Genomic DNA, 22,661 nt, shown 5'->3' with positions numbered 1-22,661 from the left:
TCAGGTGAACGCGCATGAATGATTTAGAGCTGGAGGAATTCAAACCTACCGATGAAAACGCCGCGATGGTGCTGCTGGTCGACGACCAGGCCATGATCGGCGAGGCGGTGCGTCGGGGGTTGGCCACAGAGGCGAACATCGATTTTCACTTCTGTGCCGATCCCCACCAGGCCATCGCCCATGCGATCCGGATCAAGCCCACGGTGATCCTGCAGGATCTGGTGATGCCGGGACTCGACGGCCTGAGCCTGGTGCGCGAGTACCGCAATCACCCGGCCACCAAGGACATTCCGATCATCGTGCTGTCGACCAAGGAGGACCCGCTGATCAAGAGCGCGGCGTTTTCCGCCGGGGCCAACGATTATCTGGTCAAGCTGCCGGATACCATCGAGCTGGTGGCGCGGATCCGCTACCACTCGCGCTCCTACATGATGCTGCTGCAGCGTGACGCCGCCTATCGCGCCTTGCGCCTGAGCCAGCAGCAGTTGCTCGACACCAACCTGGTGCTGCAGCGGCTGATGAACTCGGACGGCCTGACCGGGCTGTCCAACCGCCGGCATTTCGACGAGTATCTGGAGCTGGAGTGGCGCCGGGCCCAGCGCGAGCAGACGCAACTGTCGCTGCTGATGATCGACGTCGACTACTTCAAGGCCTATAACGACAGCTTTGGCCACCTGGAGGGCGACGAGGCGCTGCGCCGGGTCGCCGGAGCCATTCGCGAAGCCAGCAGCCGCCCTTCGGACCTGCCGGCCCGCTATGGGGGCGAGGAATTCTCCCTGGTGCTGCCCAACACCTCCCAAGGGGGCGCGCGACTGGTGGCGGAGAAGCTGCGCCAGAACGTGGCGGCGCTGAAAATTGCCCACAACACGCCCAGCGAGGGCTCGGTGCTGACCATCAGCATCGGCCTGGCGACCCTGGTCCCGCAGCAGGGCGGCAACTGCCGGGAACTGATCCTGACGGCCGACAAGGGGCTCTACCTGGCCAAGCACAGTGGGCGTAACCAGGTGGGCATCGGCCAGCCGTGACAGGGAGGCGGCCGGAAAATTGCCACGCTGACGGCCGCTGCCCCGCCAAGCGGGCTGCCGGGATGGTTACAATTGCGTTATACTCGCCGGCTTTCAAAAGTTCACCGACGAGTGCTGCCCGCCATGGAAATCAACCCGATCCTTAACAGTATCAAGGACCTGTCCGAGCGCTCCGAAACTATTCGGGGGTATCTTTGACTACGATCAAAAGCATGAGCGCCTGATCGAAGTCAACCGCGAGCTCGAAGACCCGAGTGTCTGGAGCAACCCCGAATACGCCCAGAACCTGGGCCGCGAGCGTGCCACCCTGGCCCAGATCGTCGAGACCCTGGATGAAATGTCCAGCGGCCTGAGCGATGCCAGCGACCTGCTGGAAATGGCCGCAGCCGAAGAAGACCAGGGCGCTGTCGACGATGTCGCCGCCGAGGTCGAGCGCCTGCGCGAAATCCTCGAGAAGCTGGAATTCCGCCGGATGTTCAGCGGAGAAATGGACCAGAACCACGCCTACCTGGACATCCAGGCCGGTTCCGGCGGCACCGAAGCCCAGGACTGGGCCAACATCCTGCTGCGCATGTACCTGCGCTGGGCCGACAAGCGCGGTTTCGACGCCACCATCATGGAACTGTCCGCCGGCGAAGTCGCCGGGATCAAGGGCGCGACCGTGCATATCAAGGGCGAGTACGCCTTTGGCTGGCTGCGCACCGAAATCGGCGTGCACCGCCTGGTGCGCAAGAGCCCGTTCGACTCCGGCAACCGTCGCCACACCTCGTTCAGCGCGGTGTTCGTCTCGCCGGAAATCGATGACAACATCGAAATCGACATCAACCCGGCGGACCTGCGGATCGATACCTATCGTTCCTCCGGTGCCGGTGGTCAGCACGTCAACACCACCGACTCGGCGGTCCGTATCACCCACGTGCCGACCAACACCGTGGTCAGCTGCCAGAACGAGCGTTCCCAGCACGCGAACAAGGACACCGCGATGAAGATGTTGCGGGCGCGCCTGTACGAGCAGGAAATGCAGAAGCGCAACGCCGCTTCCCAGGCCCTGGAAGACTCCAAGTCGGACATCGGCTGGGGGCACCAGATCCGCTCCTATGTGCTCGATGCCTCGCGGATCAAGGACCTGCGCACCAACATCGAACGCAGCGACTGCGACAAGGTGCTGGACGGCGACATCGATGAATACCTGGTGGCCAGCCTCAAGCAAGGGCTGTAGGACACTACTGTGGTAGCCGGCTTGCTGGCGATCCCCGGCCGCAGGCCGGGGGCAACGAACCTGTGATGGAAAATTTAAAGACATGAGCGACCAACAACTCGACACGCAAGCCCTGCAACAGGAAGAAAACGCCCTGATCGCCCTGCGCAAGGAAAAGCTTGCCGCCGAGCGCAGCAAGGGCAATGCCTTCCCCAACGACTTCCGCCGTGACGCCTACTGTGAAGACCTGCAGAAACAGTACGCCGACAAGACCAAGGAAGAGCTGGCAGAGGCGGCGATCCCGGTCAAGGTTGCCGGTCGCATCATGCTCAACCGTGGCTCGTTCATGGTGATCCAGGACATGTCCGGGCGCATCCAGGTCTACGTCAACCGCAAGACCCTCCCGGAAGAGACCCTGGCGGCCGTGAAGACCTGGGACCTGGGTGACATCATCAGCGCCGAGGGTACCCTGGCCCGTTCCGGCAAGGGCGACCTGTACGTCGAAATGACCGACGTGCGCCTGCTGACCAAGTCGCTGCGTCCGCTGCCGGACAAGCACCACGGCCTGACCGACACCGAACAGCGCTACCGTCAGCGCTACGTCGACCTGATCGTCAACGAGGACACCCGGCAGACCTTCCGCGTGCGCTCGCAAGTCATCGCCCACATCCGCAGCTTCATGATGAAGCGCGACTTCATGGAAGTGGAAACGCCGATGCTGCAGACCATTCCCGGCGGTGCCGCGGCCAAGCCGTTCGAAACCCACCACAACGCGCTGGACATGGGCATGTACCTGCGTATCGCGCCGGAGCTGTACCTCAAGCGTCTGGTGGTCGGTGGCTTCGAGCGGGTGTTCGAGATCAACCGCAACTTCCGTAACGAAGGCGTTTCGACCCGGCACAACCCCGAGTTCACCATGCTCGAGTTCTACCAGGCCTACGCCGACTACGAAGACAACATGGACCTGACCGAAGAACTGTTCCGTGAACTGGCCCAGGCCGTTCTGGGCAGCACCGACGTGCCTTACGGCGACAAGGTGTTCCACTTCGGTGAACCGTTCGCCCGCATGTCGGTATTCGACTCGATCCTCAAGTACAACCCGGATCTGACCGAAGCCGACCTGCTGGATGTCGACAAGGCTCGCGAAATCGCGAAGAAGGCCGGCGCCAAGGTGCTCGGCCACGAAGGCCTGGGCAAACTGCAGGTGATGATTTTCGAAGAGCTGGTCGAGCACAAGCTGGAGCAGCCGCACTTCATCACCGAGTACCCGTTCGAAGTCTCGCCGCTGGCGCGTCGCAACGACAAGAACCCGAACGTCACCGACCGCTTCGAGCTGTTCATCGGCGGCCGTGAAATCGCCAACGCCTACTCGGAGCTCAACGACGCCGAGGACCAGGCCGAGCGCTTCAAGGCCCAGGTGGCGGAGAAGGATGCCGGTGACGACGAAGCCATGCACTACGACGCCGACTTCGTTCGCGCCCTGGAGTACGGCATGCCGCCGACCGCCGGTGAGGGTATCGGTATCGACCGTCTGGTGATGCTGCTGACCAACGCACCGTCGATCCGCGACGTCATCCTGTTCCCGCACATGCGGCCGCAAGCATAAGACCGTCGTTGAAAAAGCCGCCCTCGCAAGGCGGCTTTTTTATTGCGTGTTGGTACTGAAGTTTCAGATTATTACAAGAGAGGAATACCTGTAGTGGACCGTGCAATGGCTCAAGAAGGGGCTGCTGGTGTGGCCAGCGCGTTGGCTGAAAGCGTTCAGTACCAGGGACGCAAGGCCAGCCGACAGGGCAGCGAGCAACGGCGACAGGACATTCTCAACGCGGCCATGCGTATCGTCGTGCGTGACGGCGTACGTGGCGTGCGTCATCGCGCAGTGGCCGCCGAGGCGGGCGTGCCGTTGTCGGCCACCACCTACTACTTCAAGGATATCGACGACCTGCTGACCGATACCTTTGCCCAGTACGTCGAACGCAGTGCGGCCTACATGGCCAAACTGTGGGAGAACAACGAGGGGCTGCTGCGCGAAATGGTCGCCTACGGCGATGGCAGCCCGGCCTCGCGGGCGCAACTGGCCGATGAAATCGCCCGGTTGACCGCCGATTACGTCCAGCGCCAGTTGCACAACCGGCGCGAATACCTGATGGCCGAGCAGGCGTTTCGCCAGGAGGCGCTGCTCAACCCGCGCCTGGCGATGTTGGTGCGCTCGCACCAGCAGATCCTGCTGCGTGGCTCCTGCCAGTTCTTCCAGGTACTGGGGTCAAGGCAACCGGAGCAGGATGCCAAAGTGTTGACGGCGATTATCGGACGGATGGAATATCAGGGCCTTCTCGACGATGCGGAGCCCGAGACCGAGCAGGACCGGCTCGGCATTCTCACCCGTTACATGCATCTGGTGCTGGCCTCCGTCTAAGCTAGAGGGCACGGCCAGACACCGCAGCGACGATCAGGAGTTTTCCTTGGACGAATACCAGCAGACGATACGCAGCCTGTCCGACCGCATTGTGCTGGCGCAGACACCGATTCGCGTGCTCGATGCGGTGAAGTGGGACGAGAACATCCGCAAGGGCTTTCTCAAGGCCAAGGGCAAGGAAATGCCGGCGGTGGACCGTGACTACTATGCCGCGCGGCCCCTGTCGTTCGACTCCGGGGCGGTCAAGCTGGAGTTGCAGAACATCGAGCGCGACATCACCCGCCAGCTCGGCCAGTTCAGCCCCGTCGGGCAGATCATGCGGCGCATGTGCCGGGAGTACCGCATGGTCGTGCGGATGCTCGAGGCCCGCGGCACCCCGGATTTCGGGCTGATCTCCCAGGAACTGTACGGCGCCGCTTCCGATGCGTTCCATGCCGGCGACCCGACCCTGGCCGACCTCGGGCTGATGCTGTCGGACTACCTGAACAACATCGACGGCCGCGGCGACCTCAAGGACGAGCCCAAGACCCTGACCGCCAAGGACGCCGTCGACATGCTGCAACGGCGGCTGAACAAGGTGTTCGGCGAGGCCGAGGAGACCATCCGGGTGTTCGAGTCCGATGGGATCGTCGCCGATGCGGCGGCGGGTGCCGACTACATCAAGATCCGCACCGATGCGCTGTTCAATACGCGGGATGTGCGGGCGCTGGAGGTGCATGAAGGTCTGGTGCATGTCGGCACCACGCTCAACGGCCTGAACCAGCCGATCTGCACCTTCCTGTCCAAGGGCCCGCCCTCGTCGACGGTGACCCAGGAAGGCCTGGCGATCCTGATGGAAATCATCACCTTCGCTTCCTATCCGAGTCGCCTGCGCAAGCTGACCAACCGAACCCGGGCCATCGACATGGTCGAGCAGGGCGCGGACTTCCTCCAGGTGTTCGAGTTCTTCCGCGAGCAGGGCTTCGAAATGGCGGAGAGCTACGGCAATGCCAGCCGGATATTCCGCGGTTCGGTGCCGACGGGGTTGCCGTTCACCAAGGACCTGTCGTACCTCAAGGGCTTCATCATGGTCTACAACTACATCCAGTTGGCCGTGCGCAAGGGCAAGCTCGAACAGGTACCGTTGCTGTTCTGCGGCAAGACCACGCTGGAGGACATGCGTACCCTGCGCCAATTGGTGGACGAGGGGCTGGTGACGCCACCCAAATACCTGCCGGAGCAGTTCCGCGACATGAACGCGCTGTCGGCCTGGATGTGCTTCAGCAACTTCCTCAATCACCTGAGCCTGGATCGGATCGAGGCGGATTATTCCAATATCCTCTGATCCAGAATCTGACCTCGCCCCTGTAGGAGCGGGCTTGCCCGCGAAGGCACCCTTCAAGTTGACGCATTGCTTCAGGTCGTGCCTCTTCGCGGGCAAGCCCGGCTCCTGCAGGGGACGGTGTCGTTGCCACTGACTCTTGCGAGGTTTCAACCGGATGAGACTCCTCGGCATCCTCTGCCTGCTCCTGGCCCTCAATGGCTGCAGCTCGCTGCTGTTCTACCCCGAGCCCGGCCTGCCGTTCACCCCGGACCAGGCGCATCTCGCCTACCGCGACGTCACCCTCACCGCCGCCGATGGCACCCGCCTGCGGGCCTGGTGGCTGCCGGCCAAGGCTGGGGTGCCGGTCAAGGGCACGGTGCTGCACCTGCACGGCAACGGTGGCAACCTGTCCATGCACCTGGGCGGCAGTTGGTGGTTGCCGGAGCAGGGTTACCAGGTGCTGCTGGTCGACTACCGTGGTTATGGCCTGTCCGCGGGCGAACCGAGCCTGCCGGCGGTCTACCAGGATATCGAGGCCGCGTTCCACTGGCTGGAGCAGGCCCCCGAAGTCCGGGACAGGCCCCTGGTGGTCCTGGGCCAGAGCCTGGGGGGCGCGATGGCGGTGCATTACCTGGGCGAACACCCCGGCTATCAGTCACGCATCAAGGCGCTGGTGCTCGATGGCGTGCCGGCCAGCTATCGCGAGGTGGGCCGATTCGCCCTCGGCGGGTCCTGGCTGACCTGGCCGTTCCAGATACCGCTGTCGTGGCTGGTGCCGGATGGCGACAGCGCGATTCATGCCATGCCGGCACTCAAGGGGGTACCCAAGTTGATCTTCCAGAGTCTCGACGACCCGCTGGTACCCCTGAACAACGGCATTGTCCTGTATCAGGCCGCGCCCCCGCCAAGGGTGCTACAACTGACCCGCGGCGGACACGTGCAGACCTTCGCCGACCCCACCTGGCGCCAGGTGATGCTGCGCTACCTGGAGGATCCCCAGCATTTCAACGGCTTGCGCCGTCTGGGCGAGATCCCCAATTATCCCGCTGCCCCGAATTCGAAAGTCGAACCAGAGAGTCCGCAATGACCGAAGAACGCAACGCCATTCCCCTGATCATCACCGGTATCTGCAGCATCATCGGCACCGTGGGCTGCCTGTGGTACTACGGCTACCTGCATTTCGCCAAGCCGGAGGATGCGTTGGAACTCAACCAGTTCACCATGCTCAAGACCATTGCGGGCGAGGACTACAAGGTTTCGCTGACGCCGGCCAGCCAGGTCGCGCAGTGCATCGATGGCGTGCTGGTGCTGTTCGACACCGAACAGAAAGGCCTGACCGGCGTGCTGGTCAACGACAAGAAGCAGGCCGTGCGCTGCATGGGCCAGGAGACGCCCAAGCTGGAGCAGTGAACGGCTGGCTGGCCGCATGAAAAAGCCCCGCCTGATCCGATCAGGCGGGGCTTTTCATTGGCGCTTCGAATGATCAGTAGTTGCTGCTGACCGAGGAGCGTGGTGCCACTGGCTGGTTGTCGTTGGAAATGGTCACTTCCACGCGACGGTTCATCGCCCGGCCGGAGACGCTGCCGTTATCCGCGACCGGGTACTCCTTGCCATAACCCTGGGTGACGATGCGGCTCGGGTCCACGCCCAGCTTGATCAGGGCCACCTGGACCGAAGTCGCGCGGCGCTCGGACAGGCTCTGGTTGTAGGCCGCGGTACCGGTGCTGTCGGTGTAGCCCTCGACGATCACCTTGCGGTCCGGGTTCTGCTGGAGGAACTGCGCCAGCTTGCTGATGTTGGCCAGGCCATTGGGCTTGAGCTCGGCCTTGTTGGTGGCGAACAGCACGTCACCGAAGGTCACCAGGGTGCCGCGATCGGTCTGCTTGGCGTTGAGGCTTTCCTGCAACTGGCGGATCTGCGCATCGCGGGCGTCCAGGCGGGCCTGGGCCCGTTGCGCGGCGGCGTTCTTCAGGTTGGCCTCGGCAGTGCGCAGAGCGATGGTCTGCTTGGCGACTTCGACACGCTGGTTGGTCAGGTAGGCCAACTGGTCGACGACCTTTTCATCCTCGCGGTTCTGGTAGGCCTTGTCCGCCTTGTCCAGGTAGTCGCTGGCGTCCTTGGTTTCCAGGGCCGCCACCTTGCTCGCCTGCGGGTCGGCCTGCAGGCCGGAGAAGTTGGTGCGCGCCTGTTCCAGGTTGGGGTTGGGCGGTGTGGAGCAGGCTGCGAGGCCGACGCTCAGAGCCAGCAGGGCGGGGATCATCAGTTGATTGCGCATAATGTTCGTCCTTTATCTGTCCGTTGAAACTTCAGGCTGCGTGAGCGCTCATTGCGCCGGCTGCACCACGGGGCGCTGGCTTTCCTGGCGCAGTTCCTGAACACCTTTCTGGGCATCCTTCACGGCCAGTTCGGCCTTGGCGGCCTGGGCCTTGCGTTCGGCGACGCGGGCATCCCATTCGGCCTGCTCGGCCAGGCGGCGGGCGTCGTCGTATTTATTGTCATGCATGGCCAGTTCGGCCTGCTTGAGCTTGTCCTGGGCCGATTTCATTTCCACCGCGGCGTATTCGGTACCGCCGGCGCTGACGGCGCTGTTGACGGCGGACTGGGTCACCGCATATTGCTCGCTCGGCGGGTTCCCGGCACAGCCGGCCAGGATGAAGCTGGTACCCAGTGCCAGAGCGGCCAGTTTCAGCCCGCGCAGGTGGTTGAACGAGGATGTGACTGTGCTGGTTTTCATGGTCTTCAACTCCATTGGATAGCTCCTGAAAAACATCAATCCCCATCACGGGCCCGAGGGCCTTCAGCGCAGACCCCGCCGTGTCGGCCGGGTATTTTTCGCAGCAGCTGTGCCAGTGATGGCTACTGGCTGTGACCTGAGGCTTTTTTGAATAGTTCAGCGGAGATGGCCAATCGCCCGAAAAAAATACTGACTGATCGGTCAATGCAGAAAATCTGAACTTTTGCGCGGCGCAGCGGTATCCCGGCTCGGTCGGGAGCCAGGAATACCGGGGCTTGCGGGAAAGTGGCGGGGGTTCTTCAGTGCTTGGACTCGTCGGTCCCGGAAGACAGGTTGTGCAGATGGCGACGGGACAGGGTCAGGAAGCGCGGGGTGGCCCCGACATCTTCGTACAGGGGGTCACCTTCCTCGTCGGTGGCGACCACATGCGGGCCCTGGACATAGGGGAAACTCGCCTCGAGTTCCTCCAGGGCGGCGCCGATGAGTTCGCCGAGCAGCTCCTCCGGGCTGCGCTTGGGGTACATTTCGGTGATCGCGGCGAGGCGGGCGGCCGCTTCAACGTCCAGATGAACGGCGTAACCGGTATCGGTCAGGCGACCCTTGGCATTCTCTTCCCAGTGCTGGGCTAGCTCACGGATTTTCATGGTGACCTCAATTCATACCCGCCGATGACGGGGATTGATGAGTGACCGGGCCGGCAGCGACGCCGGGCCGGCCATCAGCCCCGAGGGGCTGCCCAATCATCAGACTAGCTTCTGGCGGTGAGGTTCGACGGGGAATTTTCAGCCAACGGCGATCGACCCGCCGGCTTGTAAGCACTTGTCGCAGTGGTGCACTCTTGGGCCCAGGGAAGCGTCCCAAAGTCCGCCGGAGAGCCTGCCGATGTCAGATATCGATGTGCGTTTGCGTGAAGACGTTCACCTGCTGGGTGAGCTGTTGGGCAATACCATCCGCGACCAGCATGGCGAGGAATTCCTCGACAAGATCGAGCGTATCCGCAAGAGCGCCAAGGCCGATCGCAGCGATGCGGCCAGTACCGAACTGAGTGCCAGCCTCGATGATCTCGGGGACGACGAGTTGCTGCCGGTCGCCCGGGCCTTCAACCAGTTTCTCAACCTGGCGAACATCGCCGAGCAGTACCAGCTGATTCACCGCCGCGACGAATCCCAGCCGGCGCCGTTCGAGGCGCGGGCGCTGCCGGAACTGCTGGCCCGCCTGCAGGCCGAGGGCCATGGCCCCGAGGCCCTCGCGCGGCAACTGGCGCGTCTGGACATCGAACTGGTGCTGACTGCGCACCCGACCGAAGTGACGCGGCGCACGCTGATCCAGAAGTACGATGCGATTGCCGCGCAACTGGCGCTGCAGGATCACCGTGATCTCACCGGTGCCGAGCGCGAGCAGATCCGCCAGCGGTTGCAGCGACTGATCGCCGAGGCCTGGCACACCGAAGAGATCCGCCGCACCCGGCCGACCCCGGTGGACGAGGCCAAGTGGGGCTTTGCGGTGATCGAGCATTCGCTCTGGCAGGCCATTCCGAATTATCTGCGCAAGGCCGATGAGGCCCTGCATGCCGCGACGGGCCTGCACCTGCCGCTGGAGGCGGCGCCGATCCGCTTCGCTTCCTGGATGGGTGGCGACCGCGACGGCAACCCCAACGTCACGGCCAGGGTGACCCGCGAAGTCCTGCTGCTGGCGCGCTGGATGGCGGCCGACCTGTACCTGCGGGATGTCGATCACCTGGCTGCCGAGCTGTCGATGCAGCATGCCAGCGAAGCCTTGCGGGCCAGGGCCGGCAACAGCGCGGAGCCCTATCGGGCGGTGCTCAAGCAGTTGCGCGAGCGGCTGCGCGCGACCCGGCAGTGGGCCCATGATTCGCTGGAGTCCACCCAGCCGGCCCCGGACCAGGTGCTGCGCGACAACCACGAGCTGCTGGAACCGTTGCAACTGTGCTATCGGTCCCTGCACGAATGTGGCATGGGGGTGATCGCCGACGGGCCGCTGCTCGACTGCCTGCGCCGTGCGGTGACCTTCGGGCTGTTCCTGGTGCGTCTGGACGTGCGCCAGGATTCTTCGCGGCATGCCGCGGCGATGAGCGAGATCACCGACTACCTGGGCCTGGGGCGTTACGAGGACTGGGATGAGGACGCCCGGCTGACCTTTCTGATCCGCGAGCAGGGCAACCGCCGGCCGTTGCTGCCCGCGTACTTCAAGCCCTCGGCGGACACCGCCGAGGTACTGGCAACCTGCCGGGAAATCGCCGCGGCACCGGCGGCCTCCCTCGGTTCCTATGTGATTTCCATGGCCGGTGCGGCTTCCGATGTGCTCCTGGTGCAACTGTTGCTCAAGGAGTGCGGGGTGTTGCGGCCGATGCGCGTGGTGCCGCTGTTCGAGACCCTGGCCGACCTGGACAACGCCGGGCCAGTGATGGAGCGCCTGTTGCTGCTGCCCGGCTACCGTGCACGCCTGCAGGGGCCGCAGGAAGTCATGATCGGCTATTCCGACTCGGCCAAGGATGCCGGCACCACGGCGGCGGCCTGGGCCCAGTATCGCGCCCAGGAGCGGCTGGTGGACATCTGCCGGGAACAGCAGGTCGAACTGCTGCTGTTTCATGGCCGTGGCGGCACCGTCGGCCGTGGTGGCGGCCCGGCCCATGCGGCGATCCTGTCGCAGCCGCCGGGTTCGGTGGCGGGGCGTTTCCGCACCACCGAACAGGGCGAGATGATCCGCTTCAAGTTCGGCCTGCCGGACATTGCCGAACAGAACCTCAACCTGTACCTGGCCGCCGTGCTCGAGGCCACCTTGCTGCCGCCGCCACCGCCACAACCGGCCTGGCGCAAGCTGATGGACGAACTGGCCGCGGATGGGGTGCGGGCCTATCGGGCCGAAGTCCGCGACAACCCGCAGTTCGTCGAGTACTTCCGCCAGTCGACTCCGGAACAGGAGCTCGGACGCCTGCCATTGGGAAGCCGTCCGGCCAAGCGCCGGGCCGGCGGTATAGAAAGCCTGCGGGCGATTCCCTGGATTTTCGGCTGGACCCAGACCCGGCTGATGTTGCCGGCCTGGCTCGGTTGGGAGACGGCCCTGCGCCATGCGCTGGAGCGTGGGCAAGGCAAGCTGCTGGAACAGATGCGTGAGCAGTGGCCATTCTTCCGCACCCGTATCGACATGCTGGAGATGGTGCTGGCCAAGGCCGACAGCGATATCGCCCGCTCCTATGACGAGCGTCTGGTGGAAGCGGAACTGCTGCCGCTGGGTGCGCACTTACGCGACCTATTGTCGCAGGCATGCGCGGTGGTACTGGGTCTGACCGGCCAGTCGCAACTGCTGGCCCACAGCCCCGAGACCCTGGAGTTCATTCGCCTGCGTAACACCTACCTGGACCCGCTGCATCTGTTGCAGGCCGAGTTGCTGGCCCGCACGCGGCGCCAGGAAAGTGCCCAGGACAGCCCTCTGGAACAGGCTTTGCTGGTGTCCGTGGCGGGTATCGCCGCCGGCCTGCGCAATACCGGTTGAGGGGAGCCGAGGCCTGGCTTGCAGGCTTGGACAAGGCCACGGCCGCCCGGTCAGGTGCGGTCGTGGCCGTGCGTGCGACACTTTGTTGTCACCTTGCGACCCGCGGTAGCAGGTTTGCATGGTTGCGGGGGCCCGGGTCGTTGCGACTTTGGGCGGCTTGTGTGGGGTCGGTCGGCTGTGTATCTTGATCAGCCCTTGGCCGTTTGGGCGGCTGTCACCCTATTGTTGAGATTGGCCCCACGCGGCGAATCCGAGCGTTTCTAAATAAAAAATTGAGGAGCACATCGATGCGCGTCATTCTGCTGGGAGCTCCCGGGGCCGGTAAAGGTACTCAGGCTAAGTTCATCACCGAGAAATTCGGCATCCCGCAAATCTCCACCGGCGACATGCTGCGTGCCGCGGTCAAGGCCGGCACCGAGCTGGGCGTCAAGGCCAAGGGCATCATGGATGCCGGCGGCCTGGTTTCCGATGACCTGATCATCGCGCTGGTCAAGGACCGTATTGCCCAGGCCGATTGCGCCAAGGGTTTCCTGTTCGACGGTTTCCCGCGCACCATTCCCCAGGCTGAAGCCCTGGTGCAGGCCGGTGTCGAGCTGGACCACGTGGTCGAGATCGCCGTCGACGACGAAGAGATCGTCCAGCGTATTGCCGGCCGTCGCGTTCACGAGGCTTCCGGGCGTGTCTACCACGTCGTCTACAACCCGCCGAAAGTCGAAGGCAAGGACGATGTGACCGGCGAAGAGCTGGTGCAGCGCAAGGACGACACCGAGGAAACCGTTCGCCATCGCCTGTCGGTCTATCACTCCCAGACCAAGCCGCTGGTGGACTTCTACCAGAAGCTGTCGGCGGCCCAGGGCAAGCCGAAGTACAGCCACATCGCTGGCGTCGGCTCGGTCGAGGCGATCACCGGCAAGGTGCTCGAAGCGCTGAACTGATCGTCGCCTCTGCCTCTCTACAACAGCCCGCTTGCGGGCTGTTGTTGTTTATACTGTTGCACTTTTTCATTCTGACCTGACGGAAACACCGATGAGCACCTTGCTGGCCCTGGACACCGCGACTGAAGCCTGCTCCGTCGCCTTGCTGCATGATGGCAAGGTGACGAGCCACTATGAGGTGATCCCGCGCCTGCATGCGCAGAAGCTGCTGCCGATGATCCGGCAACTGCTGGCGGATGCCGGGATCGGCCTGTCGGCGGTGGATGCGATCGCCTTTGGCCGTGGCCCGGGCGCCTTTACCGGAGTGCGGATCGCCATCGGTGTGGTTCAGGGCCTGGCCTTCGCCCTGGACCGGCCGGTGTTGCCGGTCTCCAACCTGGCGGTGCTGGCCCAGCGGGCACTGCGCGAGCATGGCGCCGGCCAGGTCGCCGCGGCCATCGATGCGCGGATGGATGAAGTGTATTGGGGCTGCTATCGCGAGGAGGCCGGGGAGATGCGCCTGGCCGGCGTCGAAGCGGTGCTGCCGCCGGAAGTCGCGGCGCTCCCGGAGGGGGCTGTTGGCGCCTGGTTCGGTGCGGGCACGGGCTGGGGCTATGGCGAGCGGATCAAGGTCGCGGTCAGCGGCCAGGATGCTGGCATGCTGCCTGACGCCCAGGACCTGCTGAGCCTGGCGCGCTTCGCCTGGGCGCGCGGCGAGGCCATCGTTGCCGACCAGGCACAGCCGGTCTACCTGCGTGACAAGGTCGCCACGCCCAAGGCGCGCTGAGGCCGGAGCAAATTCCCAAGCTACACTGAAGGTTAATCCGGGCGCTCGGGAGGTCGTGCGCAGTAGTCAAAAATGTGCCGTACGTCATGTTTTGCACACGCAGGCGGCGTTGTGTGAACACCTTTTATTGGTTATGTGGTCTGGTTATCAATTGGACAATAGCCACGTACGGCAAGTACTGCTAAATTGCCATCATCGACTCCGAGCATGCCACAATGCGTATAGACGGCGTTTCATCACAGTCCTATTCCATCAAGCGCAAGCCCCGCAAGGGCGGCGTGGTGGTGGATGCCGATGAGGAACTGCTGGGCGGCGACAGTGACGATCTGTCCGAAGTCGCTGCCCGCGCCGAGGCTGCCGGTGAACGTCTGGCCAACCTGCCAGCGCGTCCGCAGGACATGATCTTTCCCCGTTCCATGAGCCGGAGCGTCGCCACGGCCCTGGCCAGCTATCTGACCACCGCCGGTTTCGTCGAGTGGGACATGGAAGTGTTGGGACTGGACCTGCATATCTGATCTAATCGGTGGCATGACCGATTCAGTTCTTCCCTACTACCTTGGTTGTCCGTCCTGGAGTGAAAACGCCTGGCGCGAGTTCCTGTATCCGGAAAACGCCCGTCCGACGGACTTTCTCGATCTGTATTCCCAGGTCTTCAACGCCGTCGAAGGCAACACCACGTTCTATGCCCGGCCTTCGCCGGGCACGGTGGAGCGCTGGGCGCAGACCATGCCGGAGCACTTTCGCTTCACTGCCAAGTTTCCCCGCGATATCAGTCATGGCGGCGACCTGCGGGCCCAGGTGCCGGCGGCCGAGGAGTTCCTGCAACTGCTCAAGCCGCTGGGGGCGCGGGTATCGCCGTTGTGGCTGCAATTGCCGGCGAGTTTCGCCCCTCATCGGTTGAGCGAACTGGCCGGCTTCATCGACAGCCTGCAGCAGCCGCTGGCCGTCGAGGTCCGCCATCCCGAGTTCTTCGCCAAGGGCGATGCCGAGCGGATGCTCAACCGGTTGCTGCTGGACCGCGTAGTGGAGCGCATCTGCCTCGATCCGCGGGCACTGTTCAGTTGCACCTCGACCGAGCCCGCAGTGCTGCATGCCCAGTCCAAGAAGCCCAGGGTGCCGCCGCGGCCGGCGGCCTTCACCCCGTTCCCGCAGGTACGCTTCATCGGCCATCCGGAGTTGGCGGCGAACGAGCCCTTCATGACCCCCTGGGTCGAAAAGGTCGCTGTCTGGATCGAGGAGGGGCGAACGCCGTATATCTTCCTGCACACGGCTGACAATCTGCTGGCACCGAAACTGGCGCAGCGTTTTCACGAGCGCCTGAAGGAACGTTTGCCTGGCCTGCCAGCCCTGCCTGCGCTATACAGAGAGCCCGCCGCGGAGCAACTCGGCCTGCTCTGACGGCACTCGTCTCTTCTGCCAGGAGCTGGTCATATGGATGCGCAAAACCGTCGAGCCCAAGCCTTCAGGACCCTGCACGAGCGTGCCGGAGCCTTTGTGATCCCCAACCCCTGGGATGCCGGTTCGGCGAAGATGCTCGCCGCCCTGGGTTTCGAAGCCCTGGCCACCACCAGCGCCGGGCTGGCTTTTTCCCTGGGGCGTCCGGATGCGGAAGGTGCGGTCAGCCGCGCCGATGCCCTGGACAATGCCCATGTGATTGCCAAGGCCACGCCGCTGCCGGTGGCAGCGGACCTGGAAAACGGTTACGCCGACAGTCCCGAAGGGTGCGCCCAGACGATCCTGATGGCCGCTGAAGTGGGCCTGGTCGGTGGTTCGATCGAGGACGCCACGGGCAATCCCGAAGAGCCGATCTACCCCTTCAATCAGGCGGTCGAGCGGATCGAGGCGGCGGTAGCGGCGGCGCGCAGCCTGCCATTTGACTTCACCCTGACGGCCCGGGCGGAAAACTTGCTGGTCGGGCGTCGGGATCTGGATGACACCATCCGCCGTCTGCAGGCCTTTGCCGAGGCGGGCGCCGATGTCCTGTATGCCCCGGCCTTGAGCACGGCCGAGGAGATTCGCGCGATCGTCAAGGCGGTGGCGCCCAAGCCGGTGAACGTCTTGATGTCCGGTGGCGTGTCGTTGTCGGTGGCTGATTTGAGTGCGCTGGGGGTCAAGCGCATCAGTGTCGGTTCGGCGCTGGCGCGTGCGGCGTACGGGGCGTTTTACCAGGCTGCACAGGAGATCCTTGAGCAGGGCAGCTTCGGTTTCGCCGAGCAGGCGATCCCGTTCGGCAGGATCAATCAGATGTTCAAGGGCTGAGGCCGGTGCCGACGGCTCAGGCCGCCAGACGCAGGTTGTGCGCCACCAGCGGGCGTGCCCAGTTCAGGTCGTAGTCCAGGTCCTGCTGCTGCTTGACCAGGGTTTGCTCGTCGTACGGCAGCGCCGGTTTCTCCAGCAGGTCCAGCTCGAACTCGGCGATCGGCAGGTGCAGCGGACGCTTCTGTGGTGCCGGGCCCGGCTCGGGCTGTGGTTGGCCGGCGGTGAGGACGAGCGGGCGAACCCACTCGCTCTCGAAATCCTGTTGCCGCTGCTGGGCGATGATTTCGTCATCCGGGTAGGGCGGTGCCGGTTTCTTCAGCAGATCGAGTTCGAACTCGGCGATCGGCAGGAACAGCGGCTCTGGTGGCCGGACCGGATTGTCGGTGACATTGCAGTGCAGTTGCTCGACGATCTGCGCCAGGGTCTCGGCGCCGGCGGTCGGTTCGACCGGGCCATCGGCCGGCAGTTCGGCCACCGCCTGCCTTGGCGCATCCCCCACCTGTTCGGCCAGCGCACGGGCGAAGAAATCCTGCCACAGATGGCTGACGCCACTCAGTGCCTGGGAGTTTCGCAGGCCGTAATCGCCGACGGGCGATAGATAACCTATGGATGTGCGCTGAATGTCTGACATGGTTCTCGGTCGTGACCCAAGCTCTGGCAAAATGCCGGATAATTCTGTTATCGGCCGTTTTCGCCGATCATTAAATTTTTGAGCGTGTTTTTCATGAGTGAGCAGCAGACGGCCGTACGGATCCGAGTCGAAGCCTTGACCGCAGGGCTTGAACACCAGGCCCAGGCCTGGGCCCAGCGTCTGGAACTGCCATTGCAGGAACCCGAGGCGGAGTTCGCCCTGCAGGTCGGCGGGCAGGGTTTGCAGTTGCAGCAACTGGGGCCGGATGCACCGGGGCCGGTTCGGGTGGATTTCGTGGAGGGCGGGGCGGCACACCGGCGCCTGTACGGTGGTGGTAGCGGGCAGATGATCGCCAAGGCGGTCGGTATCCAGCAGGGCGTGCGCCCACGGGTGCTGGACGCCACGGCCGGGCTGGGCAAGGACGCGTTCGTTCTGGCGAGCCTGGGCTGCGACATGAGCCTGGTCGAGCGCCAGCCGCTGATCGGTGCCCTGCTGGAGGATGGCCTGGCCCGTGCCCTGGAGGATCCGGAGGTGGCGCCGATCGTGTCCCGCATGCGTCTGCTCAAGGGCAACTCGATCGACGTGATGCGCCACTGGGAGGGCGAGCCGCCGCAGGTCATCTATCTGGACCCGATGTTTCCCCACCGTGAGAAAACCGCCCTGGTGAAGAAGGAAATGCGTCTGTTCCGGCCGTTGGTGGGCGATGACCCGGACGCCCCGGCGCTGCTGGAGGCCGCCCTGGCCCTGGCGACCCACCGGGTAGTGGTCAAGCGCCCGCGCAAGGCACCGTGCATCGACGGGCCCAAGCCCAGTCACGGCCTGGAGGGCAAGTCGAGCCGCTACGATATCTACCCGAAGAAAGCGCTCAAGCCCTGAAGGCCTCTTCGCGGGCAAGCCCGTTTCCACAGTGGATCATGTCATTGCCGTGGGGCGGCTCGCCCGCGAAAGGAACCGGCTCAGGGCCGATAGGCCCGCATGAACAAGCCCACCACCTCGCGCACATGGGCTTCGCTGTCCTCGGCATTCAATGGCTCGCCGCAGCCATACAGCACGCGGAAGTTCGCCGCGCCCTTGAGCAGGCAGAAAAAGTGCTCGGCGGCGCGGTGCGGCTTGTCGATGACCAGGACCCCGCTCTGATGGATTCTGCTGAGCAGTCGCTCCATTTCGCTCAGCATCCGCTGTGGGCCGGCCTCGAAGAAAATCTGCGACAGCCTGGGATCCTGGCTGCCCAACGCGATGATCAGGCGATGCAGGTTCACCGACTCGTCGCTGTTGATCAGCTGATTGAAGCCACGGGCGATATTGAGCAGCACCGATTCGACCGGGACGCCCTCGGGCAGGGCGAACAGCAGTTCGGGTAGCTGCGCCTCGCACTTGGCCACCACCGCGGCCGAGAACAGGGTCTCCTTGTCAGTGAAGTGGCTGTAGACCGTCAGCTTCGAAACACCTGCCGCTGCTGCCACCGCATCCATGCTGGTGCTGGCGTATCCATTGCTCAGGAACAGATCTTTCGCGGCTTCAAGAATGGCCTGGCGTTTTGCCAGGTCCTTGGGGCGACCCGGGCCGCTGGGCACAGAAAGATTGTCGGACATTTTTCACTTTAATACTGGACTGGTCAGTTTGGTATAAATACCATACTGACCAGTATAATTATTTCAAGCACTCTTTAGCGAAGGGTCTCCACCATGTTCCGCTATGTCCTGCCCCTTGTGTTACCCGCCAGTCTAGCGTTTTTCCTCGTGGGCTGTGATCGCGAAGAGGCGGTTCAGGTTACCGTGCGTCCCGCCATGGTGGTTCAGCCGCAGTTGTCGGCTCAGGCCATGGACAGTTATCCCGGTGAGGTGCGCGCCCGCTTCGAACCCGAACTGGCGTTTCGTATCGCTGGCAAGGTGGCCCGGCGCCTGGTCGAGGAGGGGCAGCGGGTCAAGGCCAACCAGCCATTGGCGGAGCTCGATCCGCAGGATGTGCGCCTGCAACTGGAGGCCACCCGGGCCCAGGTGGCGGCTGCCGAGGCGAACCTGAACCTGGTGCGCTCCGAGCGCGACCGCTACAAGACCCTGCTGGAGCGGCAGATGGTCAGCCGCTCGCAATACGACAATGCGGAAAATGCCTACCGTGCCGGTGAGGCCCGGCTGAAGCAGATCCGGGCGGAATTCGATGTCTCCAGCAACCAGGCCGGTTATGCGGTGCTGCGGGCTCCTCAGGATGGCGTGATCGCCAGGCGCCAGGTCGAGGTCGGCCAGGTGGTGGCCGCCGGCCAGACGGTCTTCACCCTGGCCGCCGACGGCGAGCGCGAGGTGCTGATCAGTTTCCCGGAACAGGCCTTTGGCCGCTTCAAGGTCGGTCAGGAGGTGGCCGTCGAACTCTGGTCCCAGCCGGACCAGCGCTTCAACGGGCATATCCGCGAGCTGTCGCCGGCGGCTGATCCGAAATCCCGGACCTTCGCCGCGCGCATCGCCTTCAGTTCCGGAAAGATCCCTGCCGAGCTGGGGCAGAGTGCCCGGGTCTTCGTCCAGAATGCCGGTGCCGTGCCGCTGTCGGTGCCGTTATCGGCACTCACGGCCGAAAACGGCGCCGCCTATGTCTGGAAAGTCCAGCCGGACAACACCCTCAAGCGCACCCCGGTGCGGGTTGGCGCCTTCGGCGAGAAGAGCGTGCCGGTGCTCGAAGGCCTCAGTGCCAGCGACTGGGTGGTGGCGGCCGGGGTGCACGTGCTGCACGAAGGGGAACAGGTGCGTCCGGTGGACCGCTCCAACCGCGTCGTCAACCTGGCGGCCAAGGAGTAGTCCCCGATGGGTTTCAATCTTTCCGAATGGGCATTGCGCAACCGCCAGATCGTCCTGTTCCTGATGCTGCTGCTGGCGATGGTCGGGGCCATGTCCTACACCAGGCTTGGCCAGAGCGAAGATCCGCCGTTCACCTTCAAGGCCATGGTGATCCAGACCAACTGGCCAGGCGCCACGGCCCAGGAAGTTTCGCGGCAGGTCACCGAACGCATTGAAAAGAAACTGATGGAGACCGGCGAATACGAGCGGATCATGTCGTTCTCCCGGCCAGGCGAGTCCCAGGTGACCTTCATGGCCCGCGACTCGCTGCACTCGGCGCAGATCCCCGAGCTCTGGTACCAGTTGCGCAAGAAGATCGGCGACATCCGCCAGACCCTGCCGCCGGATATACAGGGGCCGTTCTTCAACGACGAGTTCGGTACCACTTTTGGCAATATCTATGCGCTGACCGGCGACGGTTTCGACTACGCGGTGCTCAAGGACTACGCCGACCGCATCCAGATCCAGCTGCAGCGGGTCAAGGATGTGGGCAAGGTCGACCTGCTGGGGCTGCAGGACGAAAAGGTCTGGATCGAACTGTCGAACGTCAAGCTGGCCACTCTCGGGGTACCGATGGCGGCAGTCCAGCAGGCGCTGCAGGAGCAGAACACGGTTTCCACCTCGGGTTTCTTCGAAACACCAACGGAGCGGGTGCAACTGCGCGTCAGTGGCAACTTCAAGAGCGTCGACGAGATTCGCAACCTGCCGATCCGGGTCGGCGACCGGACCCTGCGTATCGGCGATTTCGCCGAGGTCCGCCGCGGCTTCAGCGATCCGCCCGCCCCGCGCATGCGTTTCATGGGTGAAGATGCCATTGGCCTGGCCGTGGCGATGAACGACGGTGGCGACATTCTGGTGCTGGGCAAGGCGCTGCAAGCCGAATTCGCCCGTATCCAGAAAAGCTTGCCGGCGGGCATGCACCTGAGCAAGGTTTCCGACCAGCCGGCGGCGGTCAAGACCGGCGTCGGCGAGTTCGTCCAGGTGCTGGTGGAAGCCCTGGCGATCGTGCTGCTGGTGAGTTTCTTCTCCCTCGGCGTGCGTACCGGGATGGTGGTGGCGCTGGCGATTCCGCTGGTGCTGGCGATGACCTTCGCCACCATGTACTACCTGGGCATCGGCCTGCACAAGATTTCCCTCGGCGCCCTGGTGCTGGCGCTCGGCCTTTTGGTCGACGACGCGATCATTGCCGTGGAAATGATGGCGATCAAGATGGAGCAGGGCTTCGACCGGCTCAAGGCGGCGAGCTACGCCTGGACCAGCACGGCGTTCCCGATGCTGACCGGTACGCTGATCACCGCCGCCGGTTTCCTGCCGATCGCCACCGCGCAGTCGGGGACTGGCGAGTACACCCGCTCGATCTTCCAGGTGGTGACCATCGCCCTGCTGGCGTCGTGGATCGCCGCCGTGATGTTCGTGCCCTATCTGGGAGAGAAGCTGCTGCCGGACCTGGCGAAGATCCACGCTGCCAAGCATGGCGCCGATCAGCCGGACCCTTATGCCACGCCGTTCTACCAGCGGGTGCGGCGCCTGGTGGAGTGGTGCGTGCGGCGGCGCAAGACGGTGATCGTATTGACCGTTCTGGCCTTTGTGGCTTCGGTGGCACTGTTCCGCTTCGTGCCGCAGCAATTCTTCCCGGCTTCCGGGCGACTGGAGCTGATGGTCGACCTCAAGCTGGCCGAGGGCGCGTCGCTGAGCAACACCGCCGAGCAGGTCAAGCGCCTGGAGAGTCTGCTCAAGGGGCATGACGGCATCGACAACTACGTGGCCTATGTCGGTACCGGTTCGCCGCGCTTCTACCTGCCGCTCGACCAGCAACTGCCGGCGGCCAGCTTTGCCCAGTTCGTGGTGCTGGCCAAGACCATCGAGGACCGGGAAAAACTGCGGACCTGGCTGATCGATACGCTCAACGAGCAGTTCCCCGACCTGCGTGCGCGGGTCACGCGCCTGGAGAACGGTCCGCCCGTGGGCTACCCGGTCCAGTTCCGTGTCACCGGCGAGCACATCGAGGTGGTTCGGGCCCTGGCCCGCAAGGTGGCGGCCAAGGTGCGCGAGAACCCCCATGTGGTCAACGTGCACCTGGATTGGGAAGAACCGAGCAAGGTGGTCTACCTGAATGTCGATCAGGACCGTGCCCGGGCCCTGGGGGTGAGTACGGCGAACCTGTCGCGCTTCCTGCGCAGCTCACTGACCGGTTCGACCGTCAGCCAGTACCGCGAGGACAACGAGCTGATCGAGATCCTGCTGCGTGGCACCGTGCACGAGCGCAGCGAGCTGTCGGCACTGTCGAGCCTGGCGGTGCCCACCGACAACGGCACCAGTGTGGCGCTGTCGCAGATCGCGACGCTGGAGTACGGTTTCGAGGAAGGCGTCATCTGGCACCGCAACCGCCTGCCGAACGTGACGGTCCGCGCCGATATCTATGGCCAGGAGCAACCGGTGACCCTGGTCAAGCAGATCATGCCGACCCTGGATTCGATCCGGGCCGAGCTGCCGGACGGTTATCTGCTGGACGTGGGCGGTACCGTGGAGGACTCCGAGCGGGGCCAGGCGTCTGTGAACGCCGGCGTCCCCTTGTTCATCGTGGTGGTGCTGACCCTGTTGATGCTGCAATTGCGCAGCTTCTCGCGGGTGGCGATGGTGTTCCTCACCGCGCCGCTGGGACTGATCGGCGTGACGCTGTTCCTGCTGGTGTTCCGCCAGCCGTTCGGTTTCGTGGCGATGCTCGGCACCATTGCCCTGTCCGGGATGATCATGCGCAACTCGGTGATTCTGGTGGACCAGATCGAACAGGATATCCGGGCCGGCATGTCACAGTGGCAGGCGATCATCGAGGCGACGGTACGGCGCTTCCGGCCGATCGTGCTGACCGCGCTGGCGGCGGTGCTGGCGATGATTCCACTGTCGCGCAGCGTGTTCTACGGACCGATGGCGGTGGCGATCATGGGTGGGTTGATCGTGGCGACGGCCCTGACCCTGTTGTTCCTGCCGGCGCTGTATGCCGGCTGGTTCCGGGTGAAGAAGACCGCCGCCGGGGGATGAGGTCAGTCGGGAGCCAG

The 22,661-nt window shown here is 64.1% G+C and carries 21 protein-coding genes; 16 read left to right on the top strand and 5 right to left on the bottom strand.

What is annotated here, in order from left to right; all coding sequences use genetic code 11:
• Positions 1-14: 14 nt before the first annotated feature.
• The 7 genes from PF66_RS03025 to PF66_RS02995 all read left to right on the top strand — a co-directional run bounded on the left by PF66_RS03025 (position 15) and on the right by PF66_RS02995 (position 7,352).
• Entirely contained in the window at positions 15-1,025 is a 1,011-nt protein-coding gene (locus PF66_RS03025; RefSeq protein ID WP_054058694.1) for a response regulator, read from the top strand.
• 123 nt (positions 1,026-1,148) lie between these two features.
• A protein-coding gene (prfB, locus tag PF66_RS03020; RefSeq protein WP_152972956.1) for a peptide chain release factor 2 occupies positions 1,149-2,244 on the top strand; the annotation gives its coding sequence in 2 pieces (ribosomal slippage) (positions 1,149-1,220 and positions 1,222-2,244; 1,095 coding nt in all).
• 82 nt (positions 2,245-2,326) lie between these two features.
• The gene (gene lysS, locus PF66_RS03015; RefSeq protein WP_054058695.1) at positions 2,327-3,829 is read left to right on the top strand and encodes a lysine--tRNA ligase; all 1,503 of its coding nucleotides are present in this window, start codon (positions 2,327-2,329) and stop codon (positions 3,827-3,829) included.
• A gap of 93 nt (positions 3,830-3,922) precedes the next feature.
• Positions 3,923-4,639 carry a TetR/AcrR family transcriptional regulator gene (locus tag PF66_RS03010; RefSeq protein ID WP_192842720.1) on the top strand — a complete coding sequence of 239 codons (717 nt, stop codon included), beginning with the start codon at positions 3,923-3,925 and terminating at the stop codon, positions 4,637-4,639.
• A 46-nt stretch (positions 4,640-4,685) separates the two neighbouring features.
• Entirely contained in the window at positions 4,686-5,963 is a 1,278-nt protein-coding gene (locus tag PF66_RS03005; RefSeq protein ID WP_054058697.1) for a flavohemoglobin expression-modulating QEGLA motif protein, read from the top strand.
• Positions 5,964-6,117: 154 nt separating this feature from the next.
• Positions 6,118-7,029 (top strand): alpha/beta hydrolase, encoded by a 912-nt coding sequence (locus tag PF66_RS03000; RefSeq protein WP_054061854.1) that lies wholly within the window; start codon positions 6,118-6,120, stop codon positions 7,027-7,029.
• Positions 7,026-7,352, top strand: coding sequence for a hypothetical protein (locus tag PF66_RS02995; RefSeq protein WP_054061853.1), 327 nt, complete (start codon positions 7,026-7,028; stop codon positions 7,350-7,352). The genes PF66_RS03000 and PF66_RS02995 overlap by 4 nt, the downstream gene beginning before the upstream one ends.
• 73 nt (positions 7,353-7,425) lie before the next feature.
• Here PF66_RS02995 and PF66_RS02990 read toward each other — a convergent pair whose 3' ends face one another.
• The 3 genes from PF66_RS02990 to PF66_RS02980 form a co-directional block, all read right to left on the bottom strand.
• Entirely contained in the window at positions 7,426-8,217 is a 792-nt protein-coding gene (locus PF66_RS02990; RefSeq protein ID WP_054058700.1) for an OmpA family protein, read from the bottom strand.
• A gap of 48 nt (positions 8,218-8,265) precedes the next feature.
• Positions 8,266-8,676 (bottom strand): DUF4398 domain-containing protein, encoded by a 411-nt coding sequence (locus PF66_RS02985; protein WP_193394184.1) that lies wholly within the window; start codon positions 8,674-8,676, stop codon positions 8,266-8,268.
• Positions 8,677-8,975: 299 nt separating this feature from the next.
• On the bottom strand, positions 8,976-9,320 hold the full coding sequence (locus tag PF66_RS02980; RefSeq protein ID WP_054058701.1) for a hypothetical protein: 345 nt from the start codon (positions 9,318-9,320) through the stop codon (positions 8,976-8,978).
• 238 nt (positions 9,321-9,558) lie between these two features.
• Between PF66_RS02980 and ppc the strand changes: the two genes are divergently transcribed.
• The 6 genes from ppc to PF66_RS02950 all read left to right on the top strand — a co-directional run bounded on the left by ppc (position 9,559) and on the right by PF66_RS02950 (position 16,149).
• Positions 9,559-12,189 (top strand): phosphoenolpyruvate carboxylase, encoded by a 2,631-nt coding sequence (ppc, locus tag PF66_RS02975; protein ID WP_054061851.1) that lies wholly within the window; start codon positions 9,559-9,561, stop codon positions 12,187-12,189.
• A 287-nt stretch (positions 12,190-12,476) separates the two neighbouring features.
• Positions 12,477-13,124 carry an adenylate kinase gene (adk, locus tag PF66_RS02970; RefSeq protein ID WP_017905009.1) on the top strand — a complete coding sequence of 216 codons (648 nt, stop codon included), beginning with the start codon at positions 12,477-12,479 and terminating at the stop codon, positions 13,122-13,124.
• A 91-nt stretch (positions 13,125-13,215) separates the two neighbouring features.
• A complete protein-coding gene (gene tsaB / locus PF66_RS02965; protein WP_054061850.1) occupies positions 13,216-13,890 on the top strand; it encodes a tRNA (adenosine(37)-N6)-threonylcarbamoyltransferase complex dimerization subunit type 1 TsaB in 675 nt (224 codons plus the stop codon).
• A gap of 215 nt (positions 13,891-14,105) precedes the next feature.
• Complete coding sequence (locus tag PF66_RS02960) at positions 14,106-14,405, top strand: hypothetical protein (RefSeq protein WP_054058480.1); 300 nt, start codon at positions 14,106-14,108, stop codon at positions 14,403-14,405.
• A gap of 13 nt (positions 14,406-14,418) precedes the next feature.
• The gene (locus PF66_RS02955) at positions 14,419-15,288 is read left to right on the top strand and encodes a DUF72 domain-containing protein (protein WP_054058479.1); all 870 of its coding nucleotides are present in this window, start codon (positions 14,419-14,421) and stop codon (positions 15,286-15,288) included.
• 33 nt (positions 15,289-15,321) lie between these two features.
• Positions 15,322-16,149 carry an isocitrate lyase/PEP mutase family protein gene (locus tag PF66_RS02950; protein WP_054061849.1) on the top strand — a complete coding sequence of 276 codons (828 nt, stop codon included), beginning with the start codon at positions 15,322-15,324 and terminating at the stop codon, positions 16,147-16,149.
• Between the two features lie 16 nt (positions 16,150-16,165).
• Here the strand turns inward: PF66_RS02950 and PF66_RS02945 are convergent, their stop codons facing one another.
• Positions 16,166-16,780, bottom strand: coding sequence for a hypothetical protein (locus tag PF66_RS02945; protein WP_054058477.1), 615 nt, complete (start codon positions 16,778-16,780; stop codon positions 16,166-16,168).
• Positions 16,781-16,873: 93 nt separating this feature from the next.
• Here PF66_RS02945 and PF66_RS02940 point away from each other — a divergent pair, with 93 nt between their 5' ends.
• Complete coding sequence (locus tag PF66_RS02940) at positions 16,874-17,656, top strand: class I SAM-dependent methyltransferase (protein WP_054058476.1); 783 nt, start codon at positions 16,874-16,876, stop codon at positions 17,654-17,656.
• Between the two features lie 80 nt (positions 17,657-17,736).
• Here the strand turns inward: PF66_RS02940 and PF66_RS02935 are convergent, their stop codons facing one another.
• Positions 17,737-18,372: a TetR/AcrR family transcriptional regulator gene (locus PF66_RS02935; protein WP_054061848.1), complete on the bottom strand. Its 636-nt coding sequence runs from the start codon at positions 18,370-18,372 to the stop codon at positions 17,737-17,739.
• 93 nt (positions 18,373-18,465) lie between these two features.
• On the opposite strand from PF66_RS02935, the gene PF66_RS02930 reads away from it, so the two are divergent.
• Positions 18,466-19,566 carry an efflux RND transporter periplasmic adaptor subunit gene (locus tag PF66_RS02930; RefSeq protein WP_054058474.1) on the top strand — a complete coding sequence of 367 codons (1,101 nt, stop codon included), beginning with the start codon at positions 18,466-18,468 and terminating at the stop codon, positions 19,564-19,566.
• Positions 19,567-19,572: 6 nt separating this feature from the next.
• On the top strand, positions 19,573-22,644 hold the full coding sequence (locus tag PF66_RS02925; RefSeq protein ID WP_054061847.1) for an efflux RND transporter permease subunit: 3,072 nt from the start codon (positions 19,573-19,575) through the stop codon (positions 22,642-22,644).
• Positions 22,645-22,661: the final 17 nt, after the last annotated feature.

Origin of the sequence: Pseudomonas asplenii (assembly GCF_001293465.1) — a bacterium.
In the GTDB taxonomy this organism is placed as follows: Bacteria; Pseudomonadota; Gammaproteobacteria; order Pseudomonadales; family Pseudomonadaceae; genus Aquipseudomonas; species Aquipseudomonas fuscovaginae_B.
This window is presented reverse-complemented; position numbering and strand designations above follow the sequence as displayed.